The sequence below is a fragment of the Sphingobacterium sp. BS-2 genome, from assembly GCF_046161205.1.
GTDB lineage: Bacteria > Bacteroidota > Bacteroidia > Sphingobacteriales > Sphingobacteriaceae > Sphingobacterium > Sphingobacterium mizutaii.
Genome location: NZ_JBIXGO010000009.1, coordinates 66,650 through 93,201, shown reverse-complemented (window position 1 = coordinate 93,201; position 26,552 = coordinate 66,650). Strand labels below are relative to the sequence as shown.

Sequence of the window (26,552 nt, the reverse complement as noted above, 5' to 3'; positions counted from 1 at the left end):
TTTTTATATATGTCGCATCCAATTATTTTTCTTCAAAAACTGAATTTACTTCAGTGATTTTCCAGCCTTCACTGTCTTGTACCATGGTAAGGTAGTCAACACGTTTGAAGTTGGAGAAATTAAGGGTTACTTTAGCAAGGCTGTATTTTCCAGCTTTCTCAACGATTTGATAGTCGCTATCACAATTGAAAGTAAATCCTTTTTGACTTTTGATCTGTTTGATATAGTTGGTCCTTGAAAGCGGTGCTTGATTGTATTCAGTATTGTATTTCAATGTGAAATCTTTGCCTAATAGGTTGTCCAAATGTTCAACATCACCTTTTACTGAAGTATTGATGTATGCATCAATTACGTTCTCTACTACGGCACTGTTTAATTTGTCTTTGTCTTTATCGATTGCAAATGCTGTGAATGATGAAGCGAATAATAGACCTGCGATTGCGAATGTTTTTACTAAATTTTTCATGACTTATTTTTTTAATGATTAATACCTGTTTTATTTTTTTCTTGTTATTTCTTATTTGATACTTCAAAGGTATAGCAGAAATACAGGCCGTAACAGGCAAAATAGGTCAATTCTGAAGCTTTCTCGGTGAATGTTGCTGATATTTCGGTGAATGTTCCTGAGGATTTTGATGGAGGATTCACCGAAGGATTTACCCTGTTTATTGAAGGTTTGGTCCCATCTCTTCGACGAAAATCCCCTCAGCAGCTATTCGAATCGTTCTACCACTCATAAACATAAAGATGTCTCGTTACTTTTGGAGCGCAAAAGTAACCAAACCGACGAAGGAGCTCACGGATACCAAAAACAACTCGAATCCGTAAACGCTTCGGCCCATTTAAGGAGGCTTTTCGCACATCCTCATACACATGGATAGAATGCCTTGTTGTCGGGAATATCTTTCAGAAGATCATCCCTTTTGATGGGATGATCTTCTGAAAGCATTCCAAGGCCAATCCCATCGCACAAGTCGACGGCATTCTATCCATCTCTCCGCCACTGGAAATGAACCGGTGGCTAAAGTGCTTCCTTCGGAAGGATAAATGTTTGCAGAAAACCCCCAGCGGGGGTGAAATCTTTGTAGAAAAATGTACCGTTTACCGGATAACCCCTGGAAGGGGTGAAATATTTTTCTATAAATCTACCCTAGGAAAGGAAATAGTTCGTTCGCTGTGCTCTCGATGACAACAATTCTATTAAAATAAAAAAATAGATTCTTCGCTGCGCTCTGAATCCCTCTCTGGGACATTTCCAATTCTGAACGATTAGTGAAGAATCTGTACGATAATGCCCCACAATTTCCTGTCATTCTCAATCGGAGATTGAGGACCTGTACGCCAATGCAGCATTGGATGTTTTTCTTTTTGAAGGTTCGCATCTTTCCAAGACACTTCGTTCCTCAGTGTGAACCGGAAAAGAAAGGCATTTTTATCGATCTACTGCCCCAGAGGGGTTCAATTATTTTAGCAATCCCATCGCACAAGTCGATGGCATTCTATCCATCTCTCCGCCAAGGAAATGAGCCGGGGGCTAAAGTGCTTCCTTCGGAAGGATTGATGTTTGTTGAGCCAACCCCTTCAAGATTGTGACCTCCTTATAAAATGAATTGATTATGGAGAATCCATAAAAAAAACAACCTAAGGATTCCTTAGGTTGTTTATGTTATAATTTAATTGAGATTAGAAGCTTATTACATGGTTGGCATACTCAGCATCCTTGTTCATTAAGGAAACCTCTAGATTTTCACCAGCTTTTGTGTTTTCAGGTTTTTTGATTTCAAATATTTCACCCACTTTCACTTCTCCTTGCGCTTTTTCATTTACATATATAGTTAGGGGTTCATTTACTTGGTCACCGATCACCTTGTATTCAAATTTATCCTTATCGTCTGCGATAAGTTCGATTTTACCTTTTGCTGCAGGCTCTGCAAATTCCGTTTGATTCATATTTAACTCCGAAGGAATTTCTTTGGTTTCAGGGTTTCCGAAAAGTAAACTTCCTATAAACAATGCTGAAAAAAATAGTTCATTCATATGATTGATCTTTTGTTATATGTTTAATTAATCTATTGTAATAACGATGTTACAAATAGGATTATTGCATTTACCATGCCAAAGGAGGGGATTTAAGGTTTTTTAACAGGTCAAGAATGGAGTTAAAAGAAAAAATCCTGAGCTGGGGAAGCTCAGGATTTTACCAAACCAATTATTAACCTAAATTATGAAATTACTCTTTATTACTCTTTTGCTTTTCTTTGATATTATAACGAGATGATTTAAACTTTCGTGTCTTTTTAGTTTTAGATTAACATCTTTTAACAAAGAATTAGCGTAATTCAATAATTTTCGGTCGGTTTGTTTATATTTTAATCTTTTGAGATAATGTTTTTTGCAAAATAAGCCATTGGGAAATAGGCGAACACCAAATCCACAAAGGTATACCATAATGGGGAAGGCAACATAAATATGGATGCCAAGCCTCCCAAGAAGAAGAATACCGCAATAACCATCGCAAATGTCAATTTGCTGCTCGGTGCAATCCATGCAGCTACCAGAGCGCCAACAAATGTCCCTAATGCATGGGCTAGGAATGGAAAAATGAAATGTTTTGGCTCAAATAGATGCATTCCAGCCTTCAGGCCTTCAGCAGTCGTAACATCCACTCCATCTGGCGGAGGTATTACTGTACCACTAATAGAAACTAAAGCCATGTTGACCACGGAGCCAACTACAATGCCTAAAACGACAGCAAGGATCTTACGAAGTATCGGATTCATTTGGATTAATAATTTGAACAAATGTAATTCAAAAAGCAATAGAAAGGAGAAAATTGAAAAATAAAATGACGGCTAAATTATTCCGAAAGTTTAGTTTTAGCTAGTTCAACGGATTCCACAAAGTTAACCAGCCTGCCTTTGTTGCTCTCGGAAATAAAATCGCGTAAACTCTGGCTATTGTATTTCGAAAAGTCACCCACGATCATCAATCTTACCCGATAGGTAGAGAATTTCTGTAGGATCTCGCCGGCCATTTTCGTCTTTAAGTCAAAGAAATCTGGATGTATATTCTTTTCATGGATGATCAGCCTGTCAAAACCTTGGTAATAAACATCTCCCATCACATCTGTTCCGTCTTCTACTGTTTTCCAGATATAATCGTCGGCTTGAATTTCTGCAATTTGGTGATTGTTAAGGGTGTGATTTGTTAATATCATTGGATTTCGAGGAATAATTTATAAAAATAATAAATTTCTTAAACAAAACTTGACCTTTTCTTAATGAAATACTTTTAAGGGTAATAGGGAAAAAGCAACCCCACCTAAGGGATTTAAGTGGGGTTAAGGTATAAAGATAATAGTTATTGTGATTTTCTTTTTTAGTGGTTTGTTGCTTTCCTTTTGCAGGTAGAGATTCCCAAGATGCTATATAATGGACAGAATCCAATTAAACTGGTCAGGACGAATACTCCTGCAACAACCAATAGAACAATTGCTAATGTTCCGGAAATAACTTTTGTGAAAAACAAAACTGCAATAATCACTGCAATGATAATTCTGATCGTTTTGTCTTGTGGGCCCATGTTAGTTTTCATAAGTAAATGATTTAGGGTGAACACTAAAACAAAAATGCACTTTATCTTATCACTTGTCAGTGACTTTTATCACATTGGAGAGAAAATTTCTACTTTATTTCTAAAAAGTTTCAAAATCCCTTTTTGCTCCAATTGTTTTAATGATCGGGAGATTACTTCTCTCGATGTAGAAAGTTCATTGGCAATCTCTTGATGGGTGATGTTGAGGATGTTGCTTTGTACAGCTTCGGTCTTGGCCTTTAAATAATCCATTAGGCGCTCATCGATTTTCTTGAAGGCAACACTGTCTAAAGCATTGATGATTTCATCATATCGATTGTCCATTGTCCTCAATACAAACATTCTCCAGCTCGCATAGCTATCATACCATTTTACGGAAGTGGAGGATGGGATTGCAATGAGTTCCACCTTTTCCTCTGCAATGGCTTTGATATTGCTCAGCTTGTTCATTAATGATGTGGATAAGGAAACAGCACAACTCTGACCAGCTTTTATATAGTATAGAATCAATTCATTGCCCTCATTAGTTTCTCGAATTACCTTAATGGTACCTTTCAGTAGGATGGGGATGACTTTTATGTATTTGTTCGGTTCTATTATAATATCCCCAGTATTAAAATCAAGCTTGATACCTACTTGGTCAAACTCTGCCCTTAAACCCTGCTCCAAGAGAAAATCAAACTTTTTATTACTCATCTGAACTTTAGTTGTGTGATACAATTATTTAAACAATATTAATGTTTAAACAATAAATATAGATAATGGGGAAATCATAAAAGGCTAATTTTTCCAAAAAATAAAAATTATTAGTATTTCGACTACAAGAGTTGGCGGAATATTAGGGAATAATAATTTTTATATTCAAGTAGGTCATTTCTTTATCCTGATAATAAAATAACTTTTGGGCCCTTGCTAATGTTTAATCAACATAGCCGATTTTCAATTAAGTATTAACTATACTAGTTAAAGTAGAGTATGGTTGTAATTTTCTTTAATTTATACATTCACACCAAAAATATATCCGACCAATGCCGATAGCAGCATCGCAATCGTTCCCCAAATAACAATCCTAATGATTGGTTTCAGCGGTTTAGCTCCACCTGTTTTGGCAGATACTGCCCCAAGGATAATTAATGAAATAATGGTGAACCCATACAGGGAATACTCCAAATACTCCATTGGGGCAAACAAGACCACCAATAGGGGTAGTAGACCGCCTGCGGTAAAGGCAGCGCCAGAAGCCAATGCTGCTTGGATTGGATTAGCTTGGTTTATATCGGTTATTCCCAGTTCATCCCTGATATGTGCAGAAAGAGCATCATGTTCGGTCATTTCCTTGGCCACTAGCAAGGCAGTTTCCTTTTTCAAGCCACGCTCTTCATAGATCTTGGCCAACATTTGCAGTTCCAGCTCAGGCATTTCTTCCAATTCTTTTGCCTCCCTTTTTATATCCGCCTTCTCAATATCGGTCTGCGAACTGACCGATACATATTCACCTGCTGCCATGGACAATGCCCCAGCTACCATGCTGGCAACAGTGGCAAGCAAAATTGGATCTCTACTGCTGCTTGCAGTTGCAACCCCAATCGCTAAACTGGCAACAGAAATTATTCCATCATTGGCACCCAAAACAGCAGCCCTTAACCAATTGCTCCGGTGTATATAATGGGTCTCTAGGTATTTGTCGATTGTTGTCATGAGATAAGGTTATTAGTACTTTAATTTATATTAAATAATCCTTAATAATTATGCTCCAATAAGCATGCTGATCAATGCTTGAAATTAAATAAAGGAGTATACAGTTTATCTGATAATTGAACCACTTCTTTAAACAAATCGTTCAGTTGTATCAAATTGTTGGTTAATGACGGTTTAGCACTTAGAATGGATTTGACCTTCTTTGCTAAATCCTTGGGTTTATGATCCGCTTTTTCCAAAATTTCTATGGCTTTTTTATCCGATATGGGATAAATTTCATTGATAGCAAAAAGTGCTTGAACTATGGACTTCAATCCTCGTGTCAAACAGCCAAAAGTATTATAATAATCATTGTTCTTGGCAAATCCTTCGGCATTGATGATGGTGAATTCAGCTGCCCACAAAGAGTCTTGTACAATTTTATTCTTTAGATTTTCCGGATAGATCTTGACCAATGATTTTAAGTACTGAAGAACATTTTGGGGATCGAATATAGGTTTGCAGACTTCCACCTCGGCCAGATAAAACATCGACGAAAATCCGTATGGAGGCTGTTGATCAAAATGATTTTCCCAAATGCCCTCCATAGCGTCCTGAATCGTTCTCCTTACCTGGTTGATATTGCGGTAAAGGAAATCAATCTTTCCAGCTTCCGTCTGGATCCAAGCGCCGCCATTGACCCAAGGTCCCCATTGATAAAATTGGGTTACGGTGGGAGCATTGTCCAGGGCATATTTCTTTGCAATTTTCTGTATTTCTTGGATATCAAAGGGGTTGTTTTCATGGTAATAGATCCCAATATCTATATCGGAACCTGCATTTGCTCTACCAGTAGCATAGGAACCACCCAAGACTACAGCTGATACATGTTCTACTTTTTCCAGATCACTGCAAATCGCATCAAATATTTTCTGTTTTTCAGGAGGTAGATTCATACCCTTAATTTAATCATTTTATTGCATTTCCAATTTGACCTTAATGGCATCAAGCAATCTTGTTTCAAAATCTTTGATTACCATTTTGGCCCAAAAGTTCGCATAGAAATTCATTTTTGAAGTAATCTTATAATCACAAGACAAGGTAACCTTGGTTTGATTTGATGAAATAGGCGATAGGCTGTAGTAAATATTATCGAACTCAAAATTATTCCCTTTTAGTACATGATTATCGGTTGGTCTATCTCGCAATTGAGATTTATTAAGATCAATTTTATAACTGACAAACTGATTTTCAACCTGTTTTTCTATGGTTTCATAGAGTGCCAAGCCATCCGTAAACTGTCCTATTCTATATTGGGTTCCGTTTTCCTGAAATAATTTAGATTCTATAGGTCGAGGGATTCCGATAAATTGAAAAAAACCTTCCTTATACTCTTTGTCCGTCAAATGGGGAACCTCTACTAAATTGGGGAAAATATATTCAGGACTCTTATTGATAATGAGACTATAGGAAACTTTGTAATCTTGAGTTCTGTCAGGAAATGACTTTTCGATTGGGAGAAAGATCAGAGGAAGAAACACTAAAGAGAGTAGCTTCTTCTTTTGCTCCCTTTTTTTCAACAGGCTCCCAGCAATAAATCCAACCGTACCAGCGATCAAAAAAAAGGGTAGGCCGATAATTAAAATGCACAATAGGTCCTCCAGTTTAGTAACGACTGCTAATACGATAAATAGGAATACTGAAATAATTGGATAAAAAAAGGACTTTAAACCATTTTCATAGACTTGGTTCTTGAGGAATAAAATTGGGATAACACCTATAATAACTGGTGTAATGAAAATGAAGGAAATATTATAGACATTATTCGAAAAAATAATAGAATCCTGCTCAACAAAAAATCTAATGATTAAGCCATACAGCGCAGCTATTAGTATTCCAAGATATTGGGAAGGATTTTTTATTGGAATCTGCATAGGTTCAAATTTTATATTCAAGGTAAATAAGATAATTTGACCAAGCAAATAAATGTACCATGAATTTGTTTACTGGTAACCTACAGTTTTCGATTCCTTATTGGGAATGGTTTAAAGAAATACAGGCTTTCTACAAATTCTCTACTTATTATTTGGGAAATTCTTCTGAAACTTCTGCCACAGAGGAGAATAGGAATTGCCAAATGAAATAGATAATGATCAATGAAATAATCAAGACAATGATCCAAATCCATGTATTTCTAAAGTTCTTATCTTCTAACATGCTAATTAAACAGTTAATGCAGTGTTTTGGTTGAAAGAAATTACCGCACATAAAAAATCCTAAGCCGGGGAAGCTTAGGATTTTTATTACTAACCAATTATTAACCTAAATTATGAAATTATTTACTCATTACTCTTTTACTCTGTTTGTACTATTAAAACGCAAAGCCTATGCCTATCTTATATTCGGCAGTAAGGATTAACAAATTTTAACGAAAATTCGGTTTGAAAGCTATTCAAATGGGTTAATGTGCAAATCTTGTCTTCAATAAATAAGTGGGACTGCTGTATTTGATCTGGTCAGTTTTCCTGCCAATATTTCCCCAAATACTATTCAGTGAATTGTTGAACATAGCTTACTTTCATTCGAGTCTTATTCGAGCCATATTCGAGAATTCCTTTTAAATTCGTTGTGGATTTCCTGAGGATACTTTGAATATTATTTTAGCCATTTTGCAAAAAATCCGAATATGCCTCGAATGAGGTTCAGAACATCTGCAAAATAAAAAACCTAAGCCGGGGAAGCTTAGGTTTTTTTTACTAACCAATTATTAACCTAAATTATGAAATTATTTACTCATTACTCTTTTACTCTGTTTGTACTATAAAAACGCAAAGCCTGTGCCTATCTTATATTTGGTAGTATGGATTAACATTTTTTAACGGAGAGGGGGGCAATTTGAGGTAAGAAGGTTCCAGGGGTTGTTACGAAGGTTCTCGGAACCATACAAACCAATATTGTATTGGCGTACAATCCTTCAAACCAAGTTAACAACTTTAGGGTCATCCTGGGAAGGAAAAATTTGAGCTAAATTTATCGGAAGGTAATGACAGCAAAGTGGAAGGCAAAAAACAAAATTTAGATTCTTCGTTACTTTTGAAGCCCAAAAGTAACCAAAACCGACGAAGGAGCTCACGGATACCAAAAACAACTCGAATCCGTAACGCTTCGGCCCATTTAAGGTGGCTTTTCGCACGGGCTCCCGCACATGGATAGAATGCCTTGTTGTCGGGAATATCTTTCAATAGGTCATCCCATCAAAAGGGATGATCTATTGAAAGCATTCCAAGGCCAATCCCATCGCACAGGCATCGGCATTCTATCCATTTTTCCGCCACTGGAAATGAGCCGGAGGCTAAAGGTCTTCCTTCGGAAGAATGGATGTTTGCATTGCCAAACCCCCATCGGGCAATATCATTAAGTTAAAGTTTTTGGTGTCATTGGTACGCAGGAAGGATCTCTAAACCATGCAAACCATTTTGCATTGGCGTACAGGTTCTTCAAACCAAGTTAACAACTATGGGGTCATCCTGACGCAGGAAGGATCTCTAAACCATGCAAGCCATTTTGCATTGGCTTACAATCCTTTAAACCAAGTTAACAACTATAGGGTCATCCTGACGCAGGAAGGATCTCTAAACCATACAAACCATTTTGCATTAGCGTACAGGTTCTTAACCTTCGGTTAAGAATGACAAGATATACAAGGAGAGAACCGTACAGATTCTTCACTGATCGTTCAGAATTGAAAATGGGCAATGTTCTTTTTTACTGTCAACCTGAGAATGAAAAATTTGGAAAAAATTTATCGGAAGTTGATGACAGCATGTTGGCAATGAAAATCTATTAGCTCTTTTGTTTTTTTAATATAGAACCCCATTTTGGGTTCCATTATTTTAGCAGACATGGCACGTTAGCCTGGAAGTCGCGCAAAAACGATGTTCGATTAATCGAACATCGTTTTTGCATTAGCCCTTTATTGTTTACCATCCATGCTAAAATAATTCATCCCCGCTGGGGATGTATGGTGGATAAAAAATATTCTTCTGGTGAGGAAATATAGGTCTAAATACCTAAAAGAACAGATTTAACAAACGTGTCATTTGTAGGCACGAAGGTTCTCTAAACCATACAAACCATTTTGCATTGGCGTACAGTCCCTTTACCTTCGGTAAAGGATGACAGAACCCGTGGGGGAAGAACCATACAGATTCTTCACTGATCGTTCAGAATTGGAAATGGATAATGTTCCTGCTCAAAAAGAAATATCATAATTTCCTCATTTATTTCTTAATGAAATACAATTATAAGTAATTAATAATCAATAAGATTTATTTACATTAGCTCTGTGTTTTACAATCGGTTCCAAAGATTGTTGTCTAGATTCCAATACGATTAAATTGATAGGTTATGTTGTTTCCAATTTCTAAAGACAGAAGCTTGTTTACTAGATTCCAAGGGCCTAGCAAGTGGTTATTATATCTATCCATCGGCATTATCTTTATCCTATTTTTGACGGTGTTTCAGGATTTTTTGGAGTCCAGGAGGAGTGGGTATGTTTTCATATTTTCTGAATCCCTATTGTTCAATATTTTTTGGGTTCTGTGCATTCCAATCCTTTTCGTCCTTCAAAGAAACCTGAAAAAACATCCAGTTCAGGATTTAAAGCTGTCAGCATTGTTTATTGCGGCAGCTATGGCGGTACATTTGACCTTGTTGCCCCTAATTGCTTCCATTATTTCAATCTTATTTTACCATGGTCAGTATAGCTTTTATAAGTTTCTGACTTATTCCATTAGCCATGATCTCTATAAATTATTTATTGTCTACACAGGTTTTGTACTGGCGCACAGATTTGTTGCTAAATCACCTGATAAGCTGATTGAGGAGGTTCCGGCTGAAAAAAAGACTGTGGCTTCCATTCTTGTCCAAAATGGGAAAGAGAAAATCTTGGTAAAGATCGAGGATATCTATGCCATAAGTTCTGCTAGTCCTTATGTATGCCTTCAGCTGGAACACAAAGAATATCTCCATAATGCTACTCTCAAAAGCATGAGTGAATCCTTGGATGAAAATCAATTTGTGCAGATCCATAAAAGTACGCTGATCAACATTTCGAAACTGAATTCTTTTAAGTCTAGGCTGAATGGCGATTATGATCTATTTATGTCCAATGGGAAATGCCATCGGTTGAGCAGGACTTATGCTGCAAATTTTAAGTTCCGCTTGCAATATCTTAATCAGGTTGAGCAATAAAGTCCACGGCTTAGCCTATTCCATTTTTATACCTTTCCATTAGGTTCTAATTTGGCGTAATAATCACAAAAAATACGCTGTTATGAACTTAAAGAACAATCTTTCAATTTTTTTGATGTCGCTGATGTGTACTGTTATGGCATCATGCAAAGGGCAAAATTTACGGATAGTGGGAGGTCCTTGCGAAGGCTGTGAAGCGATCTATGAGTATGGGGACAAGCGGTTGACTTCCGTAGATACCCTTCCAGAATTTGAGAACAATGAGCCTAAGATGAAGGTTACCGGAATTGTTTACAAGAAAGGAACAAGGACCCCGGCGGAGAATGTCATTGTCTATATCTACCATACCAATCGACATGGAGTCTATCAGACAAAAGGCGATGAAAAGGGCTGGGCGAAACGGCATGGCTATATCCGTGGCTGGGTCAAGACTGGGAAAGACGGAAAATATACCTTCTATTCATTCCGACCTGGTTCATATCCCGACCGAAGCGAACCTGAGCATATCCATATCACCATCAAGGAGCCGACTACCAATGAATATTATCTCGATGAATACTTCTTTGCAAATGATCCACTGTTGAAGCAATCGTTTATAGGAAAATTGCCTAACCGTGGTGGTTCAGGAATTGTTACACCAGTGATGGAAGAGGGGATGCTGGTCATAAAGAGAGATCTATTGTTGGGTGAAAATATACCGGATTATTAGATTTAGAATAGCTCACTAGGGGATGATTAAGCTGCGGTGAACAAGTTCAAACCTGCTTGCTGTACGTTTTGATGGAATAAGGTGGTGGGTTAATACACTTATTGAAACCGCGAGAAACTTGTAAAATCTCGCGGTTTTAATTTTAGGTAAGTAAATACCAAACTGTTAGAAAACAGAAAAGCTCTCTAAGAAGAGAGCTTTTAAGTACGCCAATTAGGGTTCGAACCTAAGACCTACGGTTTAGAAAACCGTTGCTCTATCCAGCTGAGCTATTGGCGCCTGATTTTGTGAAGCAAAAGTAGGTATTTGCTTGATAAAAGCAAAATAAAATCTCTTTTTTTACTGGAATAATCATTAACTAATTGCCTTCCAAGTACATATTTTTAATATTTTGCTGGTGTTTCCTCTATACTATTAAAGTTGTTAATAAAATACGGCATTGGATAAAATAATTTCCTGCTCTAATGGGTTAAAAATCAGCTTAATTAGGCTATAAAGGGGATTTTAAACCATATTATTTTCATTTTTTATTTGGAGATCAAGTCAGAATTTGTACTTTTGTCGCGGAGAGTTGGCAGAGTGGTCGAATGCGGCGGTCTTGAAAACCGTTAACTGTCACAGGTTCGGGGGTTCGAATCCCTCACTCTCCGCACAAAAAGCCTTCATCGCAAGATGAAGGCTTTTTTGCGTAGGTGAGGGATCGAACCTTGTGCCGGGCGGGGTTCGACCCGCAGGGGGTTCAGGGTTGCGTTTGGGGTTTGTGGGGCTGAACCAATCCCTCACGGGTGCTGATGGAGAATGTTCCTGGAAAACGAAATACAAAAAGCCTTCATCGCAAGATGAAGGCTTTTTTGCGTAGGTGAGGGATCGAACCTTGTGCCGGGCGGGGTTCGACCCGCAGGGGGTTCAGGGTTTGCGTTTGGGGTTTGTGGGGCTGAACCAATCCCTCACGGGTGCTGATGGAGAATGTTCCTGGAAAACGAAATACAAAAAGCCTTCATCGAAAAGATGAAGGCTTTTTTGCGTAGGTTTTTGAAGTATTGCTATCTATAGAAAAAATTATCCCATTCAAATAAATCTAATTTCAAATTCTACTTTATCTAATTAACATTCGTAAATTCAGGGTAGAATCCTTGATTGAGTAAAAGGATACCAATTAAACCAATTATACCAATGAAAAAGATATCTGTTAAAGAAATGATTGTATTTCGCGGGAAATCTGATAAATCAAAAAAAACTTTTTTAAAATCATTAGATAAAATTAAACTTATTGACTCAACTAGTGGTGGTGATTATTGGGTTAGAAGTATTAGTGCATTGAGTAATGCTTTTAAAAGTAATAATAATCAATTTGTAATAGATAAAATTAATGATATAGAAAATGATTTTAAGAGTTCGAAGCGTGACCAAACGCGTGATATGTATCGACGGAATTTGGACGTATTAAATAATTATAAAGATTTTGAATTTTCAACTTGGTACCCAGATGAATCGATTCAGATATTAGAAAAATTAACTAAACATCCAGTACTAGAAATAAATCACATTCCAATTCAAATTACATTAAATCAGATATTTTCTTTCAAAAGTAATGGGATTGATTTTATTGGTGCTATATGTTTTATTGCTAAACTTAAAGGGTATAGTAAAGTAGAGTTTGGAATTTTTGCCGAGACTATGTTTGTTTATTTAAAAAATAATTTTTCAGACAAATACCAAATTAATCCTAGATTTTGTTTAGTAATTGATGTATTAAACATAAAAGAGTATACCTATCAAATGATTTTAGATTTTGAAATTTCATCAATATTATCTGAAACAATTAATTCTATTAAAGATAATTTATAAAGTGACGGATTTAGCTTGAAGTTAATCTATTCGTTCAAAAGTTTTTGAATTTAGTAAGATCATAAGATGAAAAAAGATTTTTGTATTTCGAAATATCCATTTAAAAAGAGAAAGTTTTCTCAAAAAATATCTCAACAAGATCTTAGATAATATTTTATAGCTATCTAAATGCGGAAAAGATTCTTTTTATCAATGACCAATAATGTGAAAAATAGACCTTTTATTAACCAATCAAATGAACATTTCTAAACTACATATACATAATTTCAAATCTTTTAAAGGCTCCTTTATGCTTAATTTAAATAAGGGTATAAATATCCTTGTAGGAAATAATGAAGCAGGTAAGTCGACAATTATTGAAGCCATTCATCTCGTTTTAACAGGTTTGCATAATGGAAAATATTTAAAGAATGAACTATCACAGTATATATTTAACAATGAGGTTGTCGCAGAGTATATTTTGGGATTAGAACAAGGGAATATAGTCCAACCACTACCACATATCCTTATCGAAGTCTTTATGGAGGGCGAAGATATTGCTGAATTTGAGGGAGACGGAAATAGTGAAAAGTCTAAAACAAGTGGTTTTTCCTTAAAAGTGGCTTTTGATGAAAGTTATCAGAAAGAATATGAAGACTTAGTACAACTTGGAGGGATAAAAACACTCCCAATCGAATACTATAATGTTTCGTGGACAAGTTTTGCACGTGATGAAAGTATCACCCCAAGAAAAATTCCTATTAAATCAGCTTTAATTGATTCTTCAAGCAACAAACTTCAAAATGGTTCTGACATTTATATTTCTCGAATTGTAAAAGAGTTCTTGGATTCAAATGAAGTGGTAGAAATATCACAAGCCCATAGAAGAATGAAAGAATCTTTTATGAGTGAGAAAGCAATAAAAAAGATAAATGAGAAAATAAAAACAGCTTCAAAAATTTCAGATAAAAAAGTAGAATTGTCTGTTGAATTATCTTCAAAAAATGCGTGGGAAAGTAGCTTGATGACATACTTAGAAGATGTTCCATTTCACTATATTGGTAAAGGCGAACAATGTTTAGTAAAAACTAAATTGGCTTTGGGACATAAAAAAGCAAAAGAAGCCAACATTCTTCTGTTGGAAGAACCTGAAAACCATTTGTCTTATTCTAAGCTTAATCAGCTAATCAGCGATATAAAAAACGATAGTGAAGAAAGACAGGTTTTAGTTTCGACTCACAGTAGTTTTGTAGCTAATAAATTAGGGCTTGACCATTTGATATTATTGAACGACAGAAAAACCGTAAGATTAAATCAGTTATCTGTCGATACGCATAATTTCTTTGAAAAGTTGTCTGGGTACGACACTTTAAGGCTAATATTATGCAAGAAGGTGATTTTAGTAGAGGGAGATTCCGATGAACTTATTGTTCAAAAGGCATTTATGAATAATTATGATGGAAAACTTCCCATTGAGAAAAGTGTTGATGTAATCTCGGTTGGTACTTCTTTTTTAAGGTTTTTGGAAATAGCTGAAAGAATAGGGACAAAAGTTGCTGTTGTTACTGATAATGACGGGAATGTTGAAGCATTGAAGCGGAAGTATGAAAATTATATTGGTAATAAAATTAAACCAACTATAAAAATCTGTTTTGATGTGACAATTGATAATGGTGTTTTACAGGAGTTCAATTTTAATACTCTTGAACCGAAATTTTTAAAAGCTAATAATCTTGAAAAGCTGAATACAGTGTTTGGAACAACTTACCAAAGTAATGATGACATGCATAGATATATGAAATCCAACAAGACCGAGTGTGCATTGAAAGTATTTGAAACAGAAGAAGCTTTAGAATATCCTCAATACATTTTAGATGCAATCAACTTTTAACAACAATAAACTCATTATAGCTGCTGCAGGATCGGGAAAAACGACTTTTCTCATAGATGAAGCTCTTAAACAAAAAGAGGGTAATGTTCTTATTACCACTTATACCCAAGCTAACGAAGCAGAGATAAGAAAGAAAATCATAGAAAAGAATAAATGTATTCCTGACAATGTTACTGTACAAACGTGGTTTTCATTCTTGCTAAAACACGGTGTAAGACCTTTTCAGGGAATTTTATTTGACAAGAAGATTAAAGGATTGATTTTGGTAAACAGCCTATCAGGGCTAAAAGGGTACACGAAAACTAAGCAACCAATCTATTTTGGAGAGGAGAAAGAGTTTGAAAAGCATTACTTCTCAAAAGAACTAAAAATATATTCAGATAAACTCTCTAAATTTGTGTTTCGGTGTAATGAAAAATCAAACGGTTCAGTTATAGACCGAATATCGAGAATATATTCCCATATTTTTATTGATGAAATTCAAGATTTGGCTGGTTACGATTTAACTTTGCTGAAACTTCTCTTTAATTGTAGTTCTAACATATTGTTAGTTGGAGACCCTCGGCAAGGAACATATTCTACTAATAGTGCTCCAAAGAACAAGCAATTTAAAAAAGCAAATGTCGTTAATTACTTTTTCCAAGATAAGACCATCAATATAGAAACAGACCAAACATCTTTAATGACAAATTATAGATGTAATAAACCTATTTGTGATTTATCAAACAAGCTATTTGCAAATTTTTCTGTAACTACATCGGGTAATTATAAAGAAACAGGACACGACGGTGTGTTTTTCATTAAAGAAAAAGATATTGAAAGTTATTTACAAAAGTACAAAGCTATACAACTTAGAAATGATAGCAGAGAAAAACGAATAAAGGAAAACTATAGTGTAATGAATTTTGGCGAATCAAAAGGGTTATCATTCGATAGAGTTCTAATTTACCCAACCAAACCTTTTTTGGATTGGATAAAAGACAATAGTAGTGAACTGGCAGAGACAAGCCGTTCAAAACTATATGTTGCACTTACAAGGGCTAAATATAGTGTTGCGATTGTTAATGATAAGGAGAATATTAATAACGATATTTCTCATTATCTTTTGGGAGAATGATGAAAATTAGCTTTTTAAGCTATCAAAAAACGTTTAAAATGGTATCAAGGGTTTCGATAATAATCCCTGTCAGCCCGCACAAAAAGCCTTCATCGAAAAGATGAAGGCTTTTTTGCGTAGGTGAGGGATCGAACCATGCGCTGTATTTATTCTATAAACAAATATGTTTATATTTAATTTATGGATAAAGAATATGAAAAATATAAGGGTATCCATCCGGGGATTGTACTTGATAGGGAATTAAAGAAGCGTTCCATCAAACAACGCCCCTTTGCTTTATCATTAGAAGAACATCCCCAAACATTTAATGCGATTACCAAAGGAAAAAGAGGTATTAGTACGGCATTGGCGCTGAAGATTGAGAAAAAGCTTGGATTGGAAGAAGGTACCCTAGTTTTATTGCAGGCTGATTACGATATCCAAAAAATTAAAGAAAAAGAAATTCAAAATACCCCAGATCTGGACATTCTGAGTAAAGCCTTGTTTTGGGATACGGATATTCAAAAAATTAATTGGGAAAAGCAGTATATGGCCATTATTCAAAGGGTTTTTGAAAGGGGCACTGAAGAAGAAAAGGCCGAAATAATACATTTTTATGGTGTTGAAAAGATAGAAAAAGCCCTGGAAGGATCCAAAATCAGAGAATCATATAGAGTTTACCGAAAATAATATCCTAAAATTAATCAGTCTACATCTTTAACCTCTATTCCTCTTTCCTTGCTTTCTGTAAATCCCATGCCATTTGTAAGTTTAACCAATATTCGGCACTGATATTAAGCACCATTTCTAGCCTTACGGCCAGTCTAGGAGATATATTCCTTTTTCCTTTTAAAATCTCACTTAAGTTTGTTGGTAAGATTTCAAGTTGTTGGGCAATTGTTTTCTTAAGCAATTCTCTTTCCTCGATTTCTTCTTGAAGAAAAATCCCTGGGTGAAACGCTTTAACCTTTAAAATATTCCCTTTGCTATCGTTAATAGTATAATTCATCTTCTCTTTTTTCTACAATTAAATCATGAATAATAACTAATATCTAAAGTGTATTAATAAATAAACAGGAGTTACCACTAAATATAACCATATTCTACTTAGTATTTTCAATAGAAGTCTCACAACAACCTACACATCCCCTTCATTTCCTTTCCTCTCTCCAAATCTTTAACTTTATACATGGCTATTAAAAAATCCGGAACTCATTCCATTTCCTTTGAAGGCACAAACCTCGACGTCTTCTACAACTTATATCTTCCAAGCTCTGACCAAGTATACGGCAGTATCATTGTCCTTCACGGTATGCAGGAACACAGCGGTCGTTACGATGATTTTGCTACTTTTCTTTCGAAAAATGGATTTGCGGTACTGAGCTATGACCATCCTGGTCATGGACAAACTGCCAAGGATAAAGAGGACTTAGGATTCTTCCACGAAAGCAAACCTGGAGAGTTTCTGATCCAAGTAGCTATTGGCATGTCGCAGTTCTTGAATTCGCATTACAAAGATCAGCCTCATTTCATCATTGGGCATTCCTTAGGGTCCTTTATCTCCAGAAATGTCATTCAAGAGATTGGGGATGAATTTAGGGGAGCGGTTTTGATCGGTACAGGACATGCGATGAAGGGAAGTTCACTGGGAACGAAGTTTTTGGGTGTTCTAAATAAAGTTGCTCCAAACTCTAGGTCCAGTTTTATGAACGATAAGTTTGCCCAGATCAATAACAGGAAGTTTAAGGATGAACCCAACCATGAGGATCTAAATTGGTTGAGCTTAAACTTGGAAAACAGGGACAATTACTTGGCAGATGAATACTGTGGGATAGATTTTACGGACAATGCTTTCTATGGGGCAGCGCAGGTGACCTTGTGGGGCAGTGGCAATGGATGGGTGAAGAGGATTCCAAAGGAATTATCTGTTCTATTTTTAAGTGGAGAGGATGATCCAATTGGTGATTTTGGAAATGGGGTTAAAAAATCTGCTGAGGAGTTGGTCGAACATGGGAGCAGAGATGTGAAGTATTACCTTTATCCAAAATTGAGGCATGAGTTGTTGAATGAGGATATTAAGAAGCAAGTTTATCAGAAGATTTTGGATTGGTTGTTAATCAAGATATGAGTTTGATGTTGACAGGCTGTTGTCAATACAAAGGTTTCCTTTGCACTAACAAATAATAAAAAAGATGAGTAAAGAACATATTGAAAGATTTTACGTCATTGGTATTGCTGTCAAGACCTGCAATACCGATGGTTCGGCGGCACAGGATATCCCTGCATTATGGGCTAAGTTTGCGGGTGAACGGTTGGATTCAACCATTCCGAATCGTATCGATGATGCAGTTTATGGCATTTATACCGATTATGAAAGCGATTTTCAACATCCTTATTTAGCCTTGATAGGTTGCAAGGTGAGTTCCTTGGATGAAATTCCTGAGGGAATGGTTGGAAGGGAGATTCCCGCTTCGCACTATGGGAAGACCATTGTAGAAGGGGATATTTCGGGTCCGGCCATTTATGCGGCTTGGGAAAAAATTTGGGCATCTGATTTAGATCGGGCCTATAAAGCGGATTTTGAGGTTTACTCGGCTGAAAGTTGCCAAGCGGAGGTGCCATCCGTTGAAATCTTTGTTTCCTTGCGATAATTGTAGATTAATTAAAGAAATTCTTAATAAGAAAGCTGCCGTGGGTGGCTTTTTTTGATTTCTGGGCTGTTTTATTTCAAGGCTGATGTTCCTGCACTTTAGCTATAAGCGGTAAAATCAAGCTTTATTTTACATTAGCAACGGGCTTTTATTGGTATCTTTGTTTTTCATACAAATAAAGGAGGGAACTTTTGGCTAAAATTGGAGTTATAGGTAGTGGAAGTTGGGCTACTGCAATGATCAAAATGTTGACAGATAACCAGCAGACTAAACATATCAATTGGTGGGTTCGCAAGCAGGAAGATATTGATTATATAGAGCAATACCATCATAATCCATCTTATCTTAGTGCGGTTGAGGTTAAATTGGATCATATCAGTTTGTTTTCAGAACCAAAGGATGTTTTCCAAAATTCTGATATCATCATTTTGAATACTCCGGCTGCTTATCTTGAGGAAGCATTAAAGGATCTTCAACCTGAAGATTTCAAGGATAAACTTCTAGTATCTGCTATTAAAGGCATTGTGCCGTCGATCAAAATGATTGTAGGAGAGTTCTTGAATAAGAAATTCGAGGTGCCATTGGAGGATACAGTTGTCGTTGGAGGCCCTTGCCACGCAGAGGAGGTTTCGCTTGAAAAGCTTTCGTATCTGACCTTTGCTTCTAAGAACACTGCTAATGCAGCAGTTGTTGCTCAATTTTTCCAAAACCATTATATAAAAACCGTCGTGTCCAATGATATGTTGGGCGTAGAGTACGGCGCAGTCCTTAAAAATATATATGCTCTAGCCTGCGGTATCTGCCATGGTCTGGGTTATGGAGATAACTTTCAGGCGGTATTGATATCCAATGCAATCCGCGAAATGGAATACTTTGTCAATGCCATCGATCCGCAGAAAAGGGAGATCAACCAATCTGCCTATTTAGGGGATCTTTTGGTGACTGCCTATTCGCAATTCAGCCGAAACAGGACCTTTGGAACCATGATCGGCAAAGGCTATAGTGTGAAATCTGCACAGATGGAAATGAATATGGTAGCAGAGGGTTATTTTGCTTCTGATTGCATCCAAGATATTATCCTGGATCATCAGCTTGATATGCCAATCTGCAATACCGTTTACAATATTTTATATAAAAATCAATCAGCTACATTAGCTGTGAAAGCATTATCGGATAAACTGACGTAATGATTAATAAAGATCAAATCGCTGAAAAATATAAAGAGATCCAAGACGAGATCACCCAAGCACTAGAGGCATTGGATGGTAAGGCTCGTTTTGAGGAAGAACTGTGGGAACGTGAAGGTGGAGGAGGCGGAAGGACCCGTGTCATCCAACATGGGAATATATTGGAAAAAGGTGGAGTAAATTTCTCTGCTGTGCATGGGAAGCTTCCTGAGCAGATCAAGAAAGCATTTGGCGTTGACGAGGAGGAATTCTTTGCCACTGGTGTATCCATTGTGATTCACCCTAACAACCCTTGGGTGCCGATTATCCATATGAATATCCGGTACTTTGAATTGAATGAAAATATCCGTTGGTTTGGTGGTGGTATTGATCTGACTCCGCATTATGTGGATGAAACGGATGCTACCTATTTCCATCAGGAGCTGAAGAAGGTATGTGATCAGTATTCTTCGGAATTCTACCCGAAATTCAAGGATTGGGCAGATCAGTACTTCTTTATCAAACATAGAGAAGAGACTAGGGGTATTGGTGGTATATTCTACGATAAATTAACACCTGAAAAGGCTGGTATCTCTGACCAAGAGATCTTTGACTTTTCGTGTGATCTTGGCCACTTATTCCCGAAAGTATATAGTGAATTAGTAAATAGAAGCCGAAATAAACAATTTACTGAAGCTGAAAAGAACTGGCAATTGCTGAGAAGAGGCCGCTATGTGGAGTTTAACTTGGTATATGATGCTGGTACTAAATTTGGCTTAGAGACCAATGGAAGGATTGAATCCATATTAATGAGCTTGCCAGAACAAGCGAATTGGTTCTATAATTTCCAAACCGAACAAGATTCTAAAGAAGAAAAAACTTTGTCCCTATTGAAAAAGGGGATTAACTGGGTTTAGTATTTATTGAAATTCAGATTCAATGATAAAATTTGAAAGATTCATTCTTGAGAATGGATTGAAAGTGCTTGTCCATGAGGACCCTCATAGTCCGATGGCATGCATGAACATTTTGTATAATGTAGGGGCACGGGATGAGCAAGAAGACAAAACAGGCTTCGCCCATCTATTTGAGCACCTTATGTTCAGTGGTTCGGTTAATATCCCGAACTACGATCAACCTTTACAGAGAGTTGGCGGTGAGAATAATGCGTTTACTTCCAACGATATCACCAACTACTATATCACCTTACCCGCAAACAATATTGAAACTGCATTTTGGTTAGAATCGGACCGTATGATGGGCTTAGCTTTTAACGAGCAAGGCTTGGAGGTGCAGCGCAATGTGGTGATCGAGGAATTCAAGCAGCGCTATCTAAACCAACCTTATGGTGATGTTTGGCTAAAGTTGAGGGATTTGGCCTATAAGGTGCACCCATATAAATGGGCGACGATCGGTAAGGAAGTCAAGCATATCGAGGATGCCAAAATGGAGGATGTAAAGGCTTTCTTTAAGAAATTCTATACGCCTAATAATGCGATCGTAGCTATTACCGGTAACGTAAAGTTAAATGATATCAAAGCTTTAGCTGAGAAGTGGTTTGCTGATATTCCGGTTGGTGAACCAAATGATAGAAACCTTCCTCAAGAGCCTAAGCAAACTGCTGCTAGGGTAGAAGAAGTGACTGCCGATGTGCCAGTGAGCAGCATTTATATTGCCTTCCATTCTGTGGATCGATTGGATCCTAACTATCAAGTTGTTGATCTGATCACGGATGTGCTAGCTAGAGGAAGTTCATCCAGATTATACAGGAGATTGGTAAAAGAACGGAAATTATTCAGCGAGATCAATGCCTATGTGCTTGGAAGCTTGGATAACAACCTGATCGTCGTAGAAGGTAAACCGGTTGAAACGGTAACTCTGGAGGATGCTGAAAAAGCAATCTGGGAAGAGTTGGATAAACTGAAAACGGAATTGGTTTCCATAGAGGAGCTGACTAAAGTAAAGAACAAGATAGAATCTACCATGGTCTTTGCTGAACTATCGATCTTAGATAAGGCGATGAACCTAGCGTATTATGAATTGCTTGGGGATGCCGAACTATATAATCAAGAAGTAGAAAAATATTTGAACATAACTGCCGAAGATATCATGCGAGTATCTCAGGAGACCTTTCAGCGAGATAACTCATCCACATTAATGTACAATGCAAGAAGTAAGGAGGCTGAACATGCTGAATAGAATACATGCACCATCGATTAATGGAATTGGCGATATCAACCTGGAGCGCCCTGAGGAGATCAATTTTTCAAATGGCCTGAAGGTTTTTGTGTTCCATGCTCCAGATCAGGAGCTGGTGAAGGCTGAGTTTGTTTTCAATAACCTTTTTGAAGGTTTTGAAAATCCGGTAAGGAATACTGCATTGAGTTCTATGTTGAAGGAAGGTACAAGTTCCTTGAATAGTGCCCAAATTGCGGAGAAGATTGATTTCTATGGTGCCTATTTGGTTCCGGAATTCAGTTTTGATTATAATGCCTTGACGCTTTATTCATTGGGTAAGCATATTGATGCGGTTCTGCCGATAGTGAATGATATCTTGAATAATTCCATCATTCCTGAGCAGGAATTGGAAACCTATGTGAGGAACAACAGCCAAAGTCTGCAGATATCATTGGAAAAAACAGATTTTATCGCTCGCCGTCGTTTTTACGATAGCTTGTTCGGGTCGACTCGATACGGGCAGTCTGTTACTGATGAATTGTTAAAGAGCTTGGATAGGGAAGATATTGCCAGATTGTACAGGCAGCAGATCCAACCTAAAAACGCTACATTATTTCTTTCTGGAAATATTACCCCTGAGGTCTTGTTCAGTTTCAGGAATTATTTTGAAGATCAATGGCAAGGGGAGGTTCAGATCAAGCATACTCCATTCATCCAAAAGGCAGGACATAATTTAGAGCTTCTTAAAGTGGATAAGCCTGGAGCATTGCAATCCTCAATCCGTCTTGGAAAGATCGGTATCAAGCGTTCGCATGCGGATTATCCGGCATTGCAATTTGTGAACACCTTGTTTGGTGGGTTCTTTGGTTCCAGATTGATGAGTAATATCCGTGAAGACAAAGGCTATACCTACAGCATTGGCTCGCTTGTGGCCAACTTAAACCATGCTGGATTTATTTCGATTGTAACCGATGTAGGCTCGGCTTACACGGAGGATACTTTGCAACAGATCGAATTGGAGTCCAGAAGATTACAGGATGAAAAGGTAAGCGAAGAAGAATTGGAATTGGTGCGGAACTATATGCTAGGCGCCATGCTAGGCAGTCTGGAATCTATATTTTCGCATGTCGATAAATTCAAGTCCGTCTATTTTTCAGGCCTAGACTTGGATTACTATACTTATTACAGCAATATCGTCCGTAATATCAACGCCGACCAAGTTCAGGATATTGCCCAGAAATATTTGGGAGTAGATGATATGGTGAAGGTGGTTGTTGGGTAGTATATAGTATTTAGTAGTTAGTATTTAGACAAGTGTCTTAATAAAACAGGCATTTTTGCAACATTAGATATTATTTAGTAGTTAGTAGTTAGTATTTAGACGGTTGAAAGGGTCTAAATACTAAATACTTGATACTAAATACTAGTTTCAAAATACTACTTTCACGCCATTAAATCCCTGATAGCTACGGAGGCTAAGGTGCCACCGAATGCTGCTGGGAGGTAGGACATAGTTCCGTAGGCAGATTTTTTGAAATTGCTGCCATCGGTGTACAATAGAGAGTCTTTATCTGGGAGTTCGGTTGAGAAAACAACTTTGACTCCTTTTTTTATGCCGTGTTTTTTGAGTTTTTTGCGGATATGCTGTGCAAGCTTGCAGTTGAAGGTACTGCCAATATCGGCTACGCGGATTTTAGTAGGATCGACTTTACCACCTGCACCCATGGAACTGACAAATGGAATCTGTGAGTCCAATGCTAAACGGATAAAGAATAATTTTGGGGTAATGCTATCAATTGCTTCTACGCAGTAATCAGGTTTTAGTTCCAATAGACCGGGGATGCTCTGCGGCAAGATAAATTCTTGCACGACATTCAATTCCAGTTCAGGATTGATTGCCAAAAGTCTCTCTTTCATGATTTGGGCCTTTGATTCGCCATGATTAGTTGCCAAAGCAGGTAATTGCCTATTCCTATTGCTCGGATCTACGGTATCACCATCGATAATGGTCATTTTCCCTACACCAGACCTTGCAATAAATTCAGCGGCAAAGGAACCTACACCGCCTAGACCAAGTACCATGACATGTGAGTTTGCCAATTTCTCCAGAGCCTCTCTACCGACAAGTGCTTCGGTGCGAGAAAGCCATGATATATCCATCATTCTTTTATACTATAATTAAAAACCTTCTTGAAATTCAGCAAGATCTGCTGCTCCAGTTCCTGCATAGACAGTTTTCTGGCGCGGCAAAAATAAGCATAAATTTCAGAGATTTTCGCATTCTTATCGTCACATTCTAAGAAAACACGATCGAGAGGGATATTGCGGATGACCTCCAACATTCCGCCCTGTAGGATATGTGGGCCTAAGGATAGATAATAGCCATTTTTAAGAAGGGTTTCTGCTAATGCCCAGTTTTTTGCATAGCCATGCATCATAACGGGAACTTTGTTATGTTTAGCAGTCAGTGAGCTGAAGACCTCTGAATAGGCTCTAACACAATGTATTATTATGGGTTTGTTGATTTCGTTGGCTAATTCGATCTGCTTTTCAAATGCCATAACCTGCTTTTCCCAAGGGGTAGAGGTCATTTTATCTAAACCACATTCCCCGACGGCTATCACACCTTCCTGCGCTTGATAGCGTTTTAAGGTTTCAAACTGCAGGTCAAAATTCTCATCAATATACCATGGATGGATACCTGCACTGCAAGGCTTTCTGTAGATAGACTCCTTGGATACAATGACATTGGGTAAGGTCAGGACACCAGGATCAGGTTCTGAATGTTTGTGGGTATGAATATCGATCAGCAACATATAGATTTTGATTCTAAACTAATGATATTTTTTGCAAAAACTACTCCATTATTTCTACGCGTTCAAATTCTAGGATGATGATTCCCGAGGTGGTATCTATTTTAAAACGTTTGCGGTTGTGGTCGTTGTCGAAGTTCTTTTCGATTTCAGGGACAGTTTCGGATATCTCCAGGATCACGGGATAGCCTTCATGCGCAATTTCAGACCGGGAGTAATGGGTGACTTGGTCGAACTTCATTTTTCGTTCATGACCATGATGTCCGGCATCGTCATCCAGAAGTAGGGATACAAAAAGTGTCTGCGACTTGGAGTCTTCCTCAGTTTTTACGATTTCTGCTCCTAATAGCGAATTAATATCTATTACCATAATGCTACATGTCTAGGTATCTAACTGTATAACAGAAATCGCGTTATTTCGTTTTAATAATGGGTTAATTATTACTAAAAACAAAGTTATTGTGCCTAAGGTCCTCCATAATCAATTTCATGATATCCTTTTTCCTTTCTGCTATCAGTTTAGCTTTCAGACTTTTGATAAATGGATGCTTCCCAGATGGCTGGGACTCATTTTTTGAGGAGTTGTTTTTCTTGTTGAACATATTACCTCCTGATGATAAATTGTTTATAATGGTCAAACTTTCTAGTAACTAAATGAGATTCAGCTAGCTAGTGTTGTATTAAAGTTAAGTTAATGAGTTGAAAATAGCAATAGCTGAGAAGATTTTTAAGGAGGGATTTAATTTTGCTCAAGGATTGCATATCTTCGTTTCAAAATCTTGGAATTGCTAAAAATCGCCCATCATACTGCTTATATACAACCTTTGCCAGAAGGACATCGCTTCCCTATGTTGAAATATGAGCTCATTCCTGAACAATTAATTTATGAAGGTTTGGTGGGGAAAGAGTCTTTCTTTGAGCCTAAATTGGTTGATAAAGAAGTGATTTACCTAGCACATGACAAGAAATACACCGACGATCTATTAAACCTGACCTTGGACCCCAAGATGGTCCGTAGGATTGGTTTTCCGATGACTGAATCGCTGGTTGCCCGAGAAAGGTACTTGATTGATGGAACCATTAAGGCTTCGCTAGAAGCCATGAAAACTGGGGTTTCCTTCAATACCGCTGGTGGAACCCATCACGCGGGTAGAGATTTCGGCGAAGGCTTCTGCCTGCTGAATGATCAAGCTGTTGCAGCAGCTTATCTGTACCATGAAGGTCTAGCAAAGAAGATCTTGATCATAGACTTGGATGTGCATCAAGGAAATGGGACTGCCCATATCTTTGAGGACCATCCTGATATCATCACTTTCTCTATTCATGGAGAGAAAAACTTTCCATTCAAGAAGGAGAAATCTCATTATGATATCCCTTTGCATGATGGTATCGAAGATGAAGAGTATCTTTCCATATTAGAAGATAGGCTCCCCAAATTATTTGATGAAGTTGAACCTGATTTTGTTTATTTTCAATCTGGGGTTGATGTTTTGGCGACCGATAAGCTTGGGAAGTTTCAGCTGAGTATGGAGGGCTGCCGAAAGAGAGATGCCGTTGTGTTTCAATATTGCAAGAAATTTAAGGTCCCTGTCGAGGTGAGTATGGGTGGAGGGTATTCTGTCCATATCAAGGATATCGTCAATGCGCATGTTAACACCTACAGGACCGCCATAGATATTTACGATTTATAAAGAATT

28 protein-coding genes and 2 tRNA genes are annotated in these 26,552 nt (G+C 37.3%); 15 read left to right on the top strand and 15 right to left on the bottom strand.

Annotation, left to right across the window (positions count from 1 at the left end):
* Nucleotides 1-22 precede the first annotated feature (22 nt).
* From ACK2WI_RS02865 to ACK2WI_RS02820, 10 genes are all read right to left on the bottom strand, one after another.
* Complete coding sequence (locus ACK2WI_RS02865) at nucleotides 23-466, bottom strand: nuclear transport factor 2 family protein (protein ID WP_093097484.1); 444 nt, start codon at nucleotides 464-466, stop codon at nucleotides 23-25.
* Nucleotides 467-1,683: 1,217 nt separating this feature from the next.
* Nucleotides 1,684-2,037, bottom strand: a complete 354-nt coding sequence (locus tag ACK2WI_RS02860; RefSeq protein ID WP_409149721.1) for a hypothetical protein — start codon at nucleotides 2,035-2,037, stop codon at nucleotides 1,684-1,686.
* Nucleotides 2,038-2,369: 332 nt separating this feature from the next.
* Nucleotides 2,370-2,780 carry a hypothetical protein gene (locus ACK2WI_RS02855; protein ID WP_093097479.1) on the bottom strand — a complete coding sequence of 137 codons (411 nt, stop codon included), beginning with the start codon at nucleotides 2,778-2,780 and terminating at the stop codon, nucleotides 2,370-2,372.
* Nucleotides 2,781-2,857: 77 nt separating this feature from the next.
* Entirely contained in the window at nucleotides 2,858-3,217 is a 360-nt protein-coding gene (locus ACK2WI_RS02850) for a DUF4180 domain-containing protein (RefSeq protein WP_093097477.1), read from the bottom strand.
* A gap of 161 nt (nucleotides 3,218-3,378) precedes the next feature.
* Nucleotides 3,379-3,594 (bottom strand): DUF2892 domain-containing protein, encoded by a 216-nt coding sequence (locus ACK2WI_RS02845; protein WP_093097476.1) that lies wholly within the window; start codon nucleotides 3,592-3,594, stop codon nucleotides 3,379-3,381.
* Between the two features lie 69 nt (nucleotides 3,595-3,663).
* The gene (locus ACK2WI_RS02840) at nucleotides 3,664-4,290 is read right to left on the bottom strand and encodes a Crp/Fnr family transcriptional regulator (RefSeq protein WP_312698523.1); all 627 of its coding nucleotides are present in this window, start codon (nucleotides 4,288-4,290) and stop codon (nucleotides 3,664-3,666) included.
* A 300-nt stretch (nucleotides 4,291-4,590) separates the two neighbouring features.
* Nucleotides 4,591-5,292 (bottom strand): VIT family protein, encoded by a 702-nt coding sequence (locus tag ACK2WI_RS02835; RefSeq protein WP_409149720.1) that lies wholly within the window; start codon nucleotides 5,290-5,292, stop codon nucleotides 4,591-4,593.
* A gap of 71 nt (nucleotides 5,293-5,363) precedes the next feature.
* Nucleotides 5,364-6,227 carry a nucleotidyltransferase domain-containing protein gene (locus ACK2WI_RS02830; protein WP_409149719.1) on the bottom strand — a complete coding sequence of 288 codons (864 nt, stop codon included), beginning with the start codon at nucleotides 6,225-6,227 and terminating at the stop codon, nucleotides 5,364-5,366.
* An 18-nt stretch (nucleotides 6,228-6,245) separates the two neighbouring features.
* Nucleotides 6,246-7,205 (bottom strand): phage holin family protein, encoded by a 960-nt coding sequence (locus tag ACK2WI_RS02825; protein WP_409149718.1) that lies wholly within the window; start codon nucleotides 7,203-7,205, stop codon nucleotides 6,246-6,248.
* 148 nt (nucleotides 7,206-7,353) lie between these two features.
* Entirely contained in the window at nucleotides 7,354-7,488 is a 135-nt protein-coding gene (locus tag ACK2WI_RS02820; RefSeq protein WP_261772042.1) for a hypothetical protein, read from the bottom strand.
* A gap of 1,247 nt (nucleotides 7,489-8,735) precedes the next feature.
* Here ACK2WI_RS02820 and ACK2WI_RS02815 point away from each other — a divergent pair.
* The 3 genes from ACK2WI_RS02815 (at nucleotide 8,736) to ACK2WI_RS02805 (ending at nucleotide 11,233) form a co-directional block, all read left to right on the top strand.
* Entirely contained in the window at nucleotides 8,736-8,957 is a 222-nt protein-coding gene (locus tag ACK2WI_RS02815; protein WP_409149717.1) for a hypothetical protein, read from the top strand.
* Nucleotides 8,958-9,678: 721 nt separating this feature from the next.
* The gene (locus tag ACK2WI_RS02810; protein WP_409149716.1) at nucleotides 9,679-10,524 is read left to right on the top strand and encodes a LytTR family DNA-binding domain-containing protein; all 846 of its coding nucleotides are present in this window, start codon (nucleotides 9,679-9,681) and stop codon (nucleotides 10,522-10,524) included.
* A gap of 82 nt (nucleotides 10,525-10,606) precedes the next feature.
* Nucleotides 10,607-11,233, top strand: coding sequence for an intradiol ring-cleavage dioxygenase (locus ACK2WI_RS02805; RefSeq protein WP_409149715.1), 627 nt, complete (start codon nucleotides 10,607-10,609; stop codon nucleotides 11,231-11,233).
* A 205-nt stretch (nucleotides 11,234-11,438) separates the two neighbouring features.
* Here ACK2WI_RS02805 and ACK2WI_RS02800 read toward each other — a convergent pair.
* A tRNA-Arg gene (locus tag ACK2WI_RS02800) sits at nucleotides 11,439-11,512 on the bottom strand.
* A 286-nt stretch (nucleotides 11,513-11,798) separates the two neighbouring features.
* Between ACK2WI_RS02800 and ACK2WI_RS02795 the strand changes: the two genes are divergently transcribed.
* From ACK2WI_RS02795 to ACK2WI_RS02775, 5 genes are all read left to right on the top strand, one after another.
* Nucleotides 11,799-11,883, top strand: a tRNA-Ser gene (locus tag ACK2WI_RS02795).
* Nucleotides 11,884-12,406: 523 nt separating this feature from the next.
* Nucleotides 12,407-13,081, top strand: a complete 675-nt coding sequence (locus tag ACK2WI_RS02790) for a hypothetical protein (protein ID WP_409149714.1) — start codon at nucleotides 12,407-12,409, stop codon at nucleotides 13,079-13,081.
* 235 nt (nucleotides 13,082-13,316) lie between these two features.
* Entirely contained in the window at nucleotides 13,317-14,951 is a 1,635-nt protein-coding gene (locus tag ACK2WI_RS02785; RefSeq protein WP_409149713.1) for an ATP-dependent nuclease, read from the top strand.
* Nucleotides 14,935-16,068, top strand: a complete 1,134-nt coding sequence (locus ACK2WI_RS02780) for a UvrD-helicase domain-containing protein (RefSeq protein WP_409149712.1) — start codon at nucleotides 14,935-14,937, stop codon at nucleotides 16,066-16,068. The genes ACK2WI_RS02785 and ACK2WI_RS02780 overlap by 17 nt, the downstream gene beginning before the upstream one ends.
* A gap of 180 nt (nucleotides 16,069-16,248) precedes the next feature.
* Nucleotides 16,249-16,737: a transcriptional regulator gene (locus ACK2WI_RS02775; RefSeq protein WP_409149711.1), complete on the top strand. Its 489-nt coding sequence runs from the start codon at nucleotides 16,249-16,251 to the stop codon at nucleotides 16,735-16,737.
* Nucleotides 16,738-16,771: 34 nt separating this feature from the next.
* Here ACK2WI_RS02775 and ACK2WI_RS02770 read toward each other — a convergent pair whose 3' ends face one another.
* Complete coding sequence (locus tag ACK2WI_RS02770) at nucleotides 16,772-17,056, bottom strand: HigA family addiction module antitoxin (RefSeq protein WP_095067885.1); 285 nt, start codon at nucleotides 17,054-17,056, stop codon at nucleotides 16,772-16,774.
* Between the two features lie 180 nt (nucleotides 17,057-17,236).
* Between ACK2WI_RS02770 and ACK2WI_RS02765 the strand changes: the two genes are divergently transcribed.
* From ACK2WI_RS02765 to ACK2WI_RS02740, 6 genes are all read left to right on the top strand, one after another.
* Nucleotides 17,237-18,175: an alpha/beta fold hydrolase gene (locus tag ACK2WI_RS02765; RefSeq protein ID WP_409149710.1), complete on the top strand. Its 939-nt coding sequence runs from the start codon at nucleotides 17,237-17,239 to the stop codon at nucleotides 18,173-18,175.
* 64 nt (nucleotides 18,176-18,239) lie between these two features.
* Nucleotides 18,240-18,698, top strand: a complete 459-nt coding sequence (locus ACK2WI_RS02760) for a GyrI-like domain-containing protein (RefSeq protein WP_409149709.1) — start codon at nucleotides 18,240-18,242, stop codon at nucleotides 18,696-18,698.
* Nucleotides 18,699-18,889: 191 nt separating this feature from the next.
* Nucleotides 18,890-19,885, top strand: coding sequence for an NAD(P)H-dependent glycerol-3-phosphate dehydrogenase (locus ACK2WI_RS02755; RefSeq protein WP_409149708.1), 996 nt, complete (start codon nucleotides 18,890-18,892; stop codon nucleotides 19,883-19,885).
* Nucleotides 19,885-20,781, top strand: a complete 897-nt coding sequence (hemF, locus tag ACK2WI_RS02750) for an oxygen-dependent coproporphyrinogen oxidase (protein WP_093097450.1) — start codon at nucleotides 19,885-19,887, stop codon at nucleotides 20,779-20,781. Before ACK2WI_RS02755 ends, hemF begins: the two co-directional genes overlap by 1 nt.
* A gap of 22 nt (nucleotides 20,782-20,803) precedes the next feature.
* On the top strand, nucleotides 20,804-22,063 hold the full coding sequence (locus tag ACK2WI_RS02745) for a M16 family metallopeptidase (RefSeq protein WP_409149707.1): 1,260 nt from the start codon (nucleotides 20,804-20,806) through the stop codon (nucleotides 22,061-22,063).
* Nucleotides 22,053-23,324, top strand: a complete 1,272-nt coding sequence (locus tag ACK2WI_RS02740; RefSeq protein WP_409149706.1) for a M16 family metallopeptidase — start codon at nucleotides 22,053-22,055, stop codon at nucleotides 23,322-23,324. Before ACK2WI_RS02745 ends, ACK2WI_RS02740 begins: the two co-directional genes overlap by 11 nt.
* A 161-nt stretch (nucleotides 23,325-23,485) precedes the next feature.
* Here the strand turns inward: ACK2WI_RS02740 and ACK2WI_RS02735 are convergent, their stop codons facing one another.
* From ACK2WI_RS02735 to ACK2WI_RS02725, 3 genes are read right to left on the bottom strand one after another with little or no spacing between them, the layout of a single operon-like run.
* Nucleotides 23,486-24,205: a ThiF family adenylyltransferase gene (locus ACK2WI_RS02735; RefSeq protein WP_409149705.1), complete on the bottom strand. Its 720-nt coding sequence runs from the start codon at nucleotides 24,203-24,205 to the stop codon at nucleotides 23,486-23,488.
* Nucleotides 24,202-24,858 (bottom strand): TatD family hydrolase, encoded by a 657-nt coding sequence (locus ACK2WI_RS02730; protein WP_313366942.1) that lies wholly within the window; start codon nucleotides 24,856-24,858, stop codon nucleotides 24,202-24,204. Before ACK2WI_RS02730 ends, ACK2WI_RS02735 begins: the two co-directional genes overlap by 4 nt.
* A gap of 40 nt (nucleotides 24,859-24,898) precedes the next feature.
* Complete coding sequence (locus tag ACK2WI_RS02725; protein ID WP_312697880.1) at nucleotides 24,899-25,225, bottom strand: hypothetical protein; 327 nt, start codon at nucleotides 25,223-25,225, stop codon at nucleotides 24,899-24,901.
* Between the two features lie 409 nt (nucleotides 25,226-25,634).
* Here ACK2WI_RS02725 and ACK2WI_RS02720 point away from each other — a divergent pair, with 409 nt between their 5' ends.
* Nucleotides 25,635-26,546: a histone deacetylase gene (locus ACK2WI_RS02720; protein ID WP_409149704.1), complete on the top strand. Its 912-nt coding sequence runs from the start codon at nucleotides 25,635-25,637 to the stop codon at nucleotides 26,544-26,546.
* The last annotated feature ends 6 nt before the right edge of the window (nucleotides 26,547-26,552 follow it).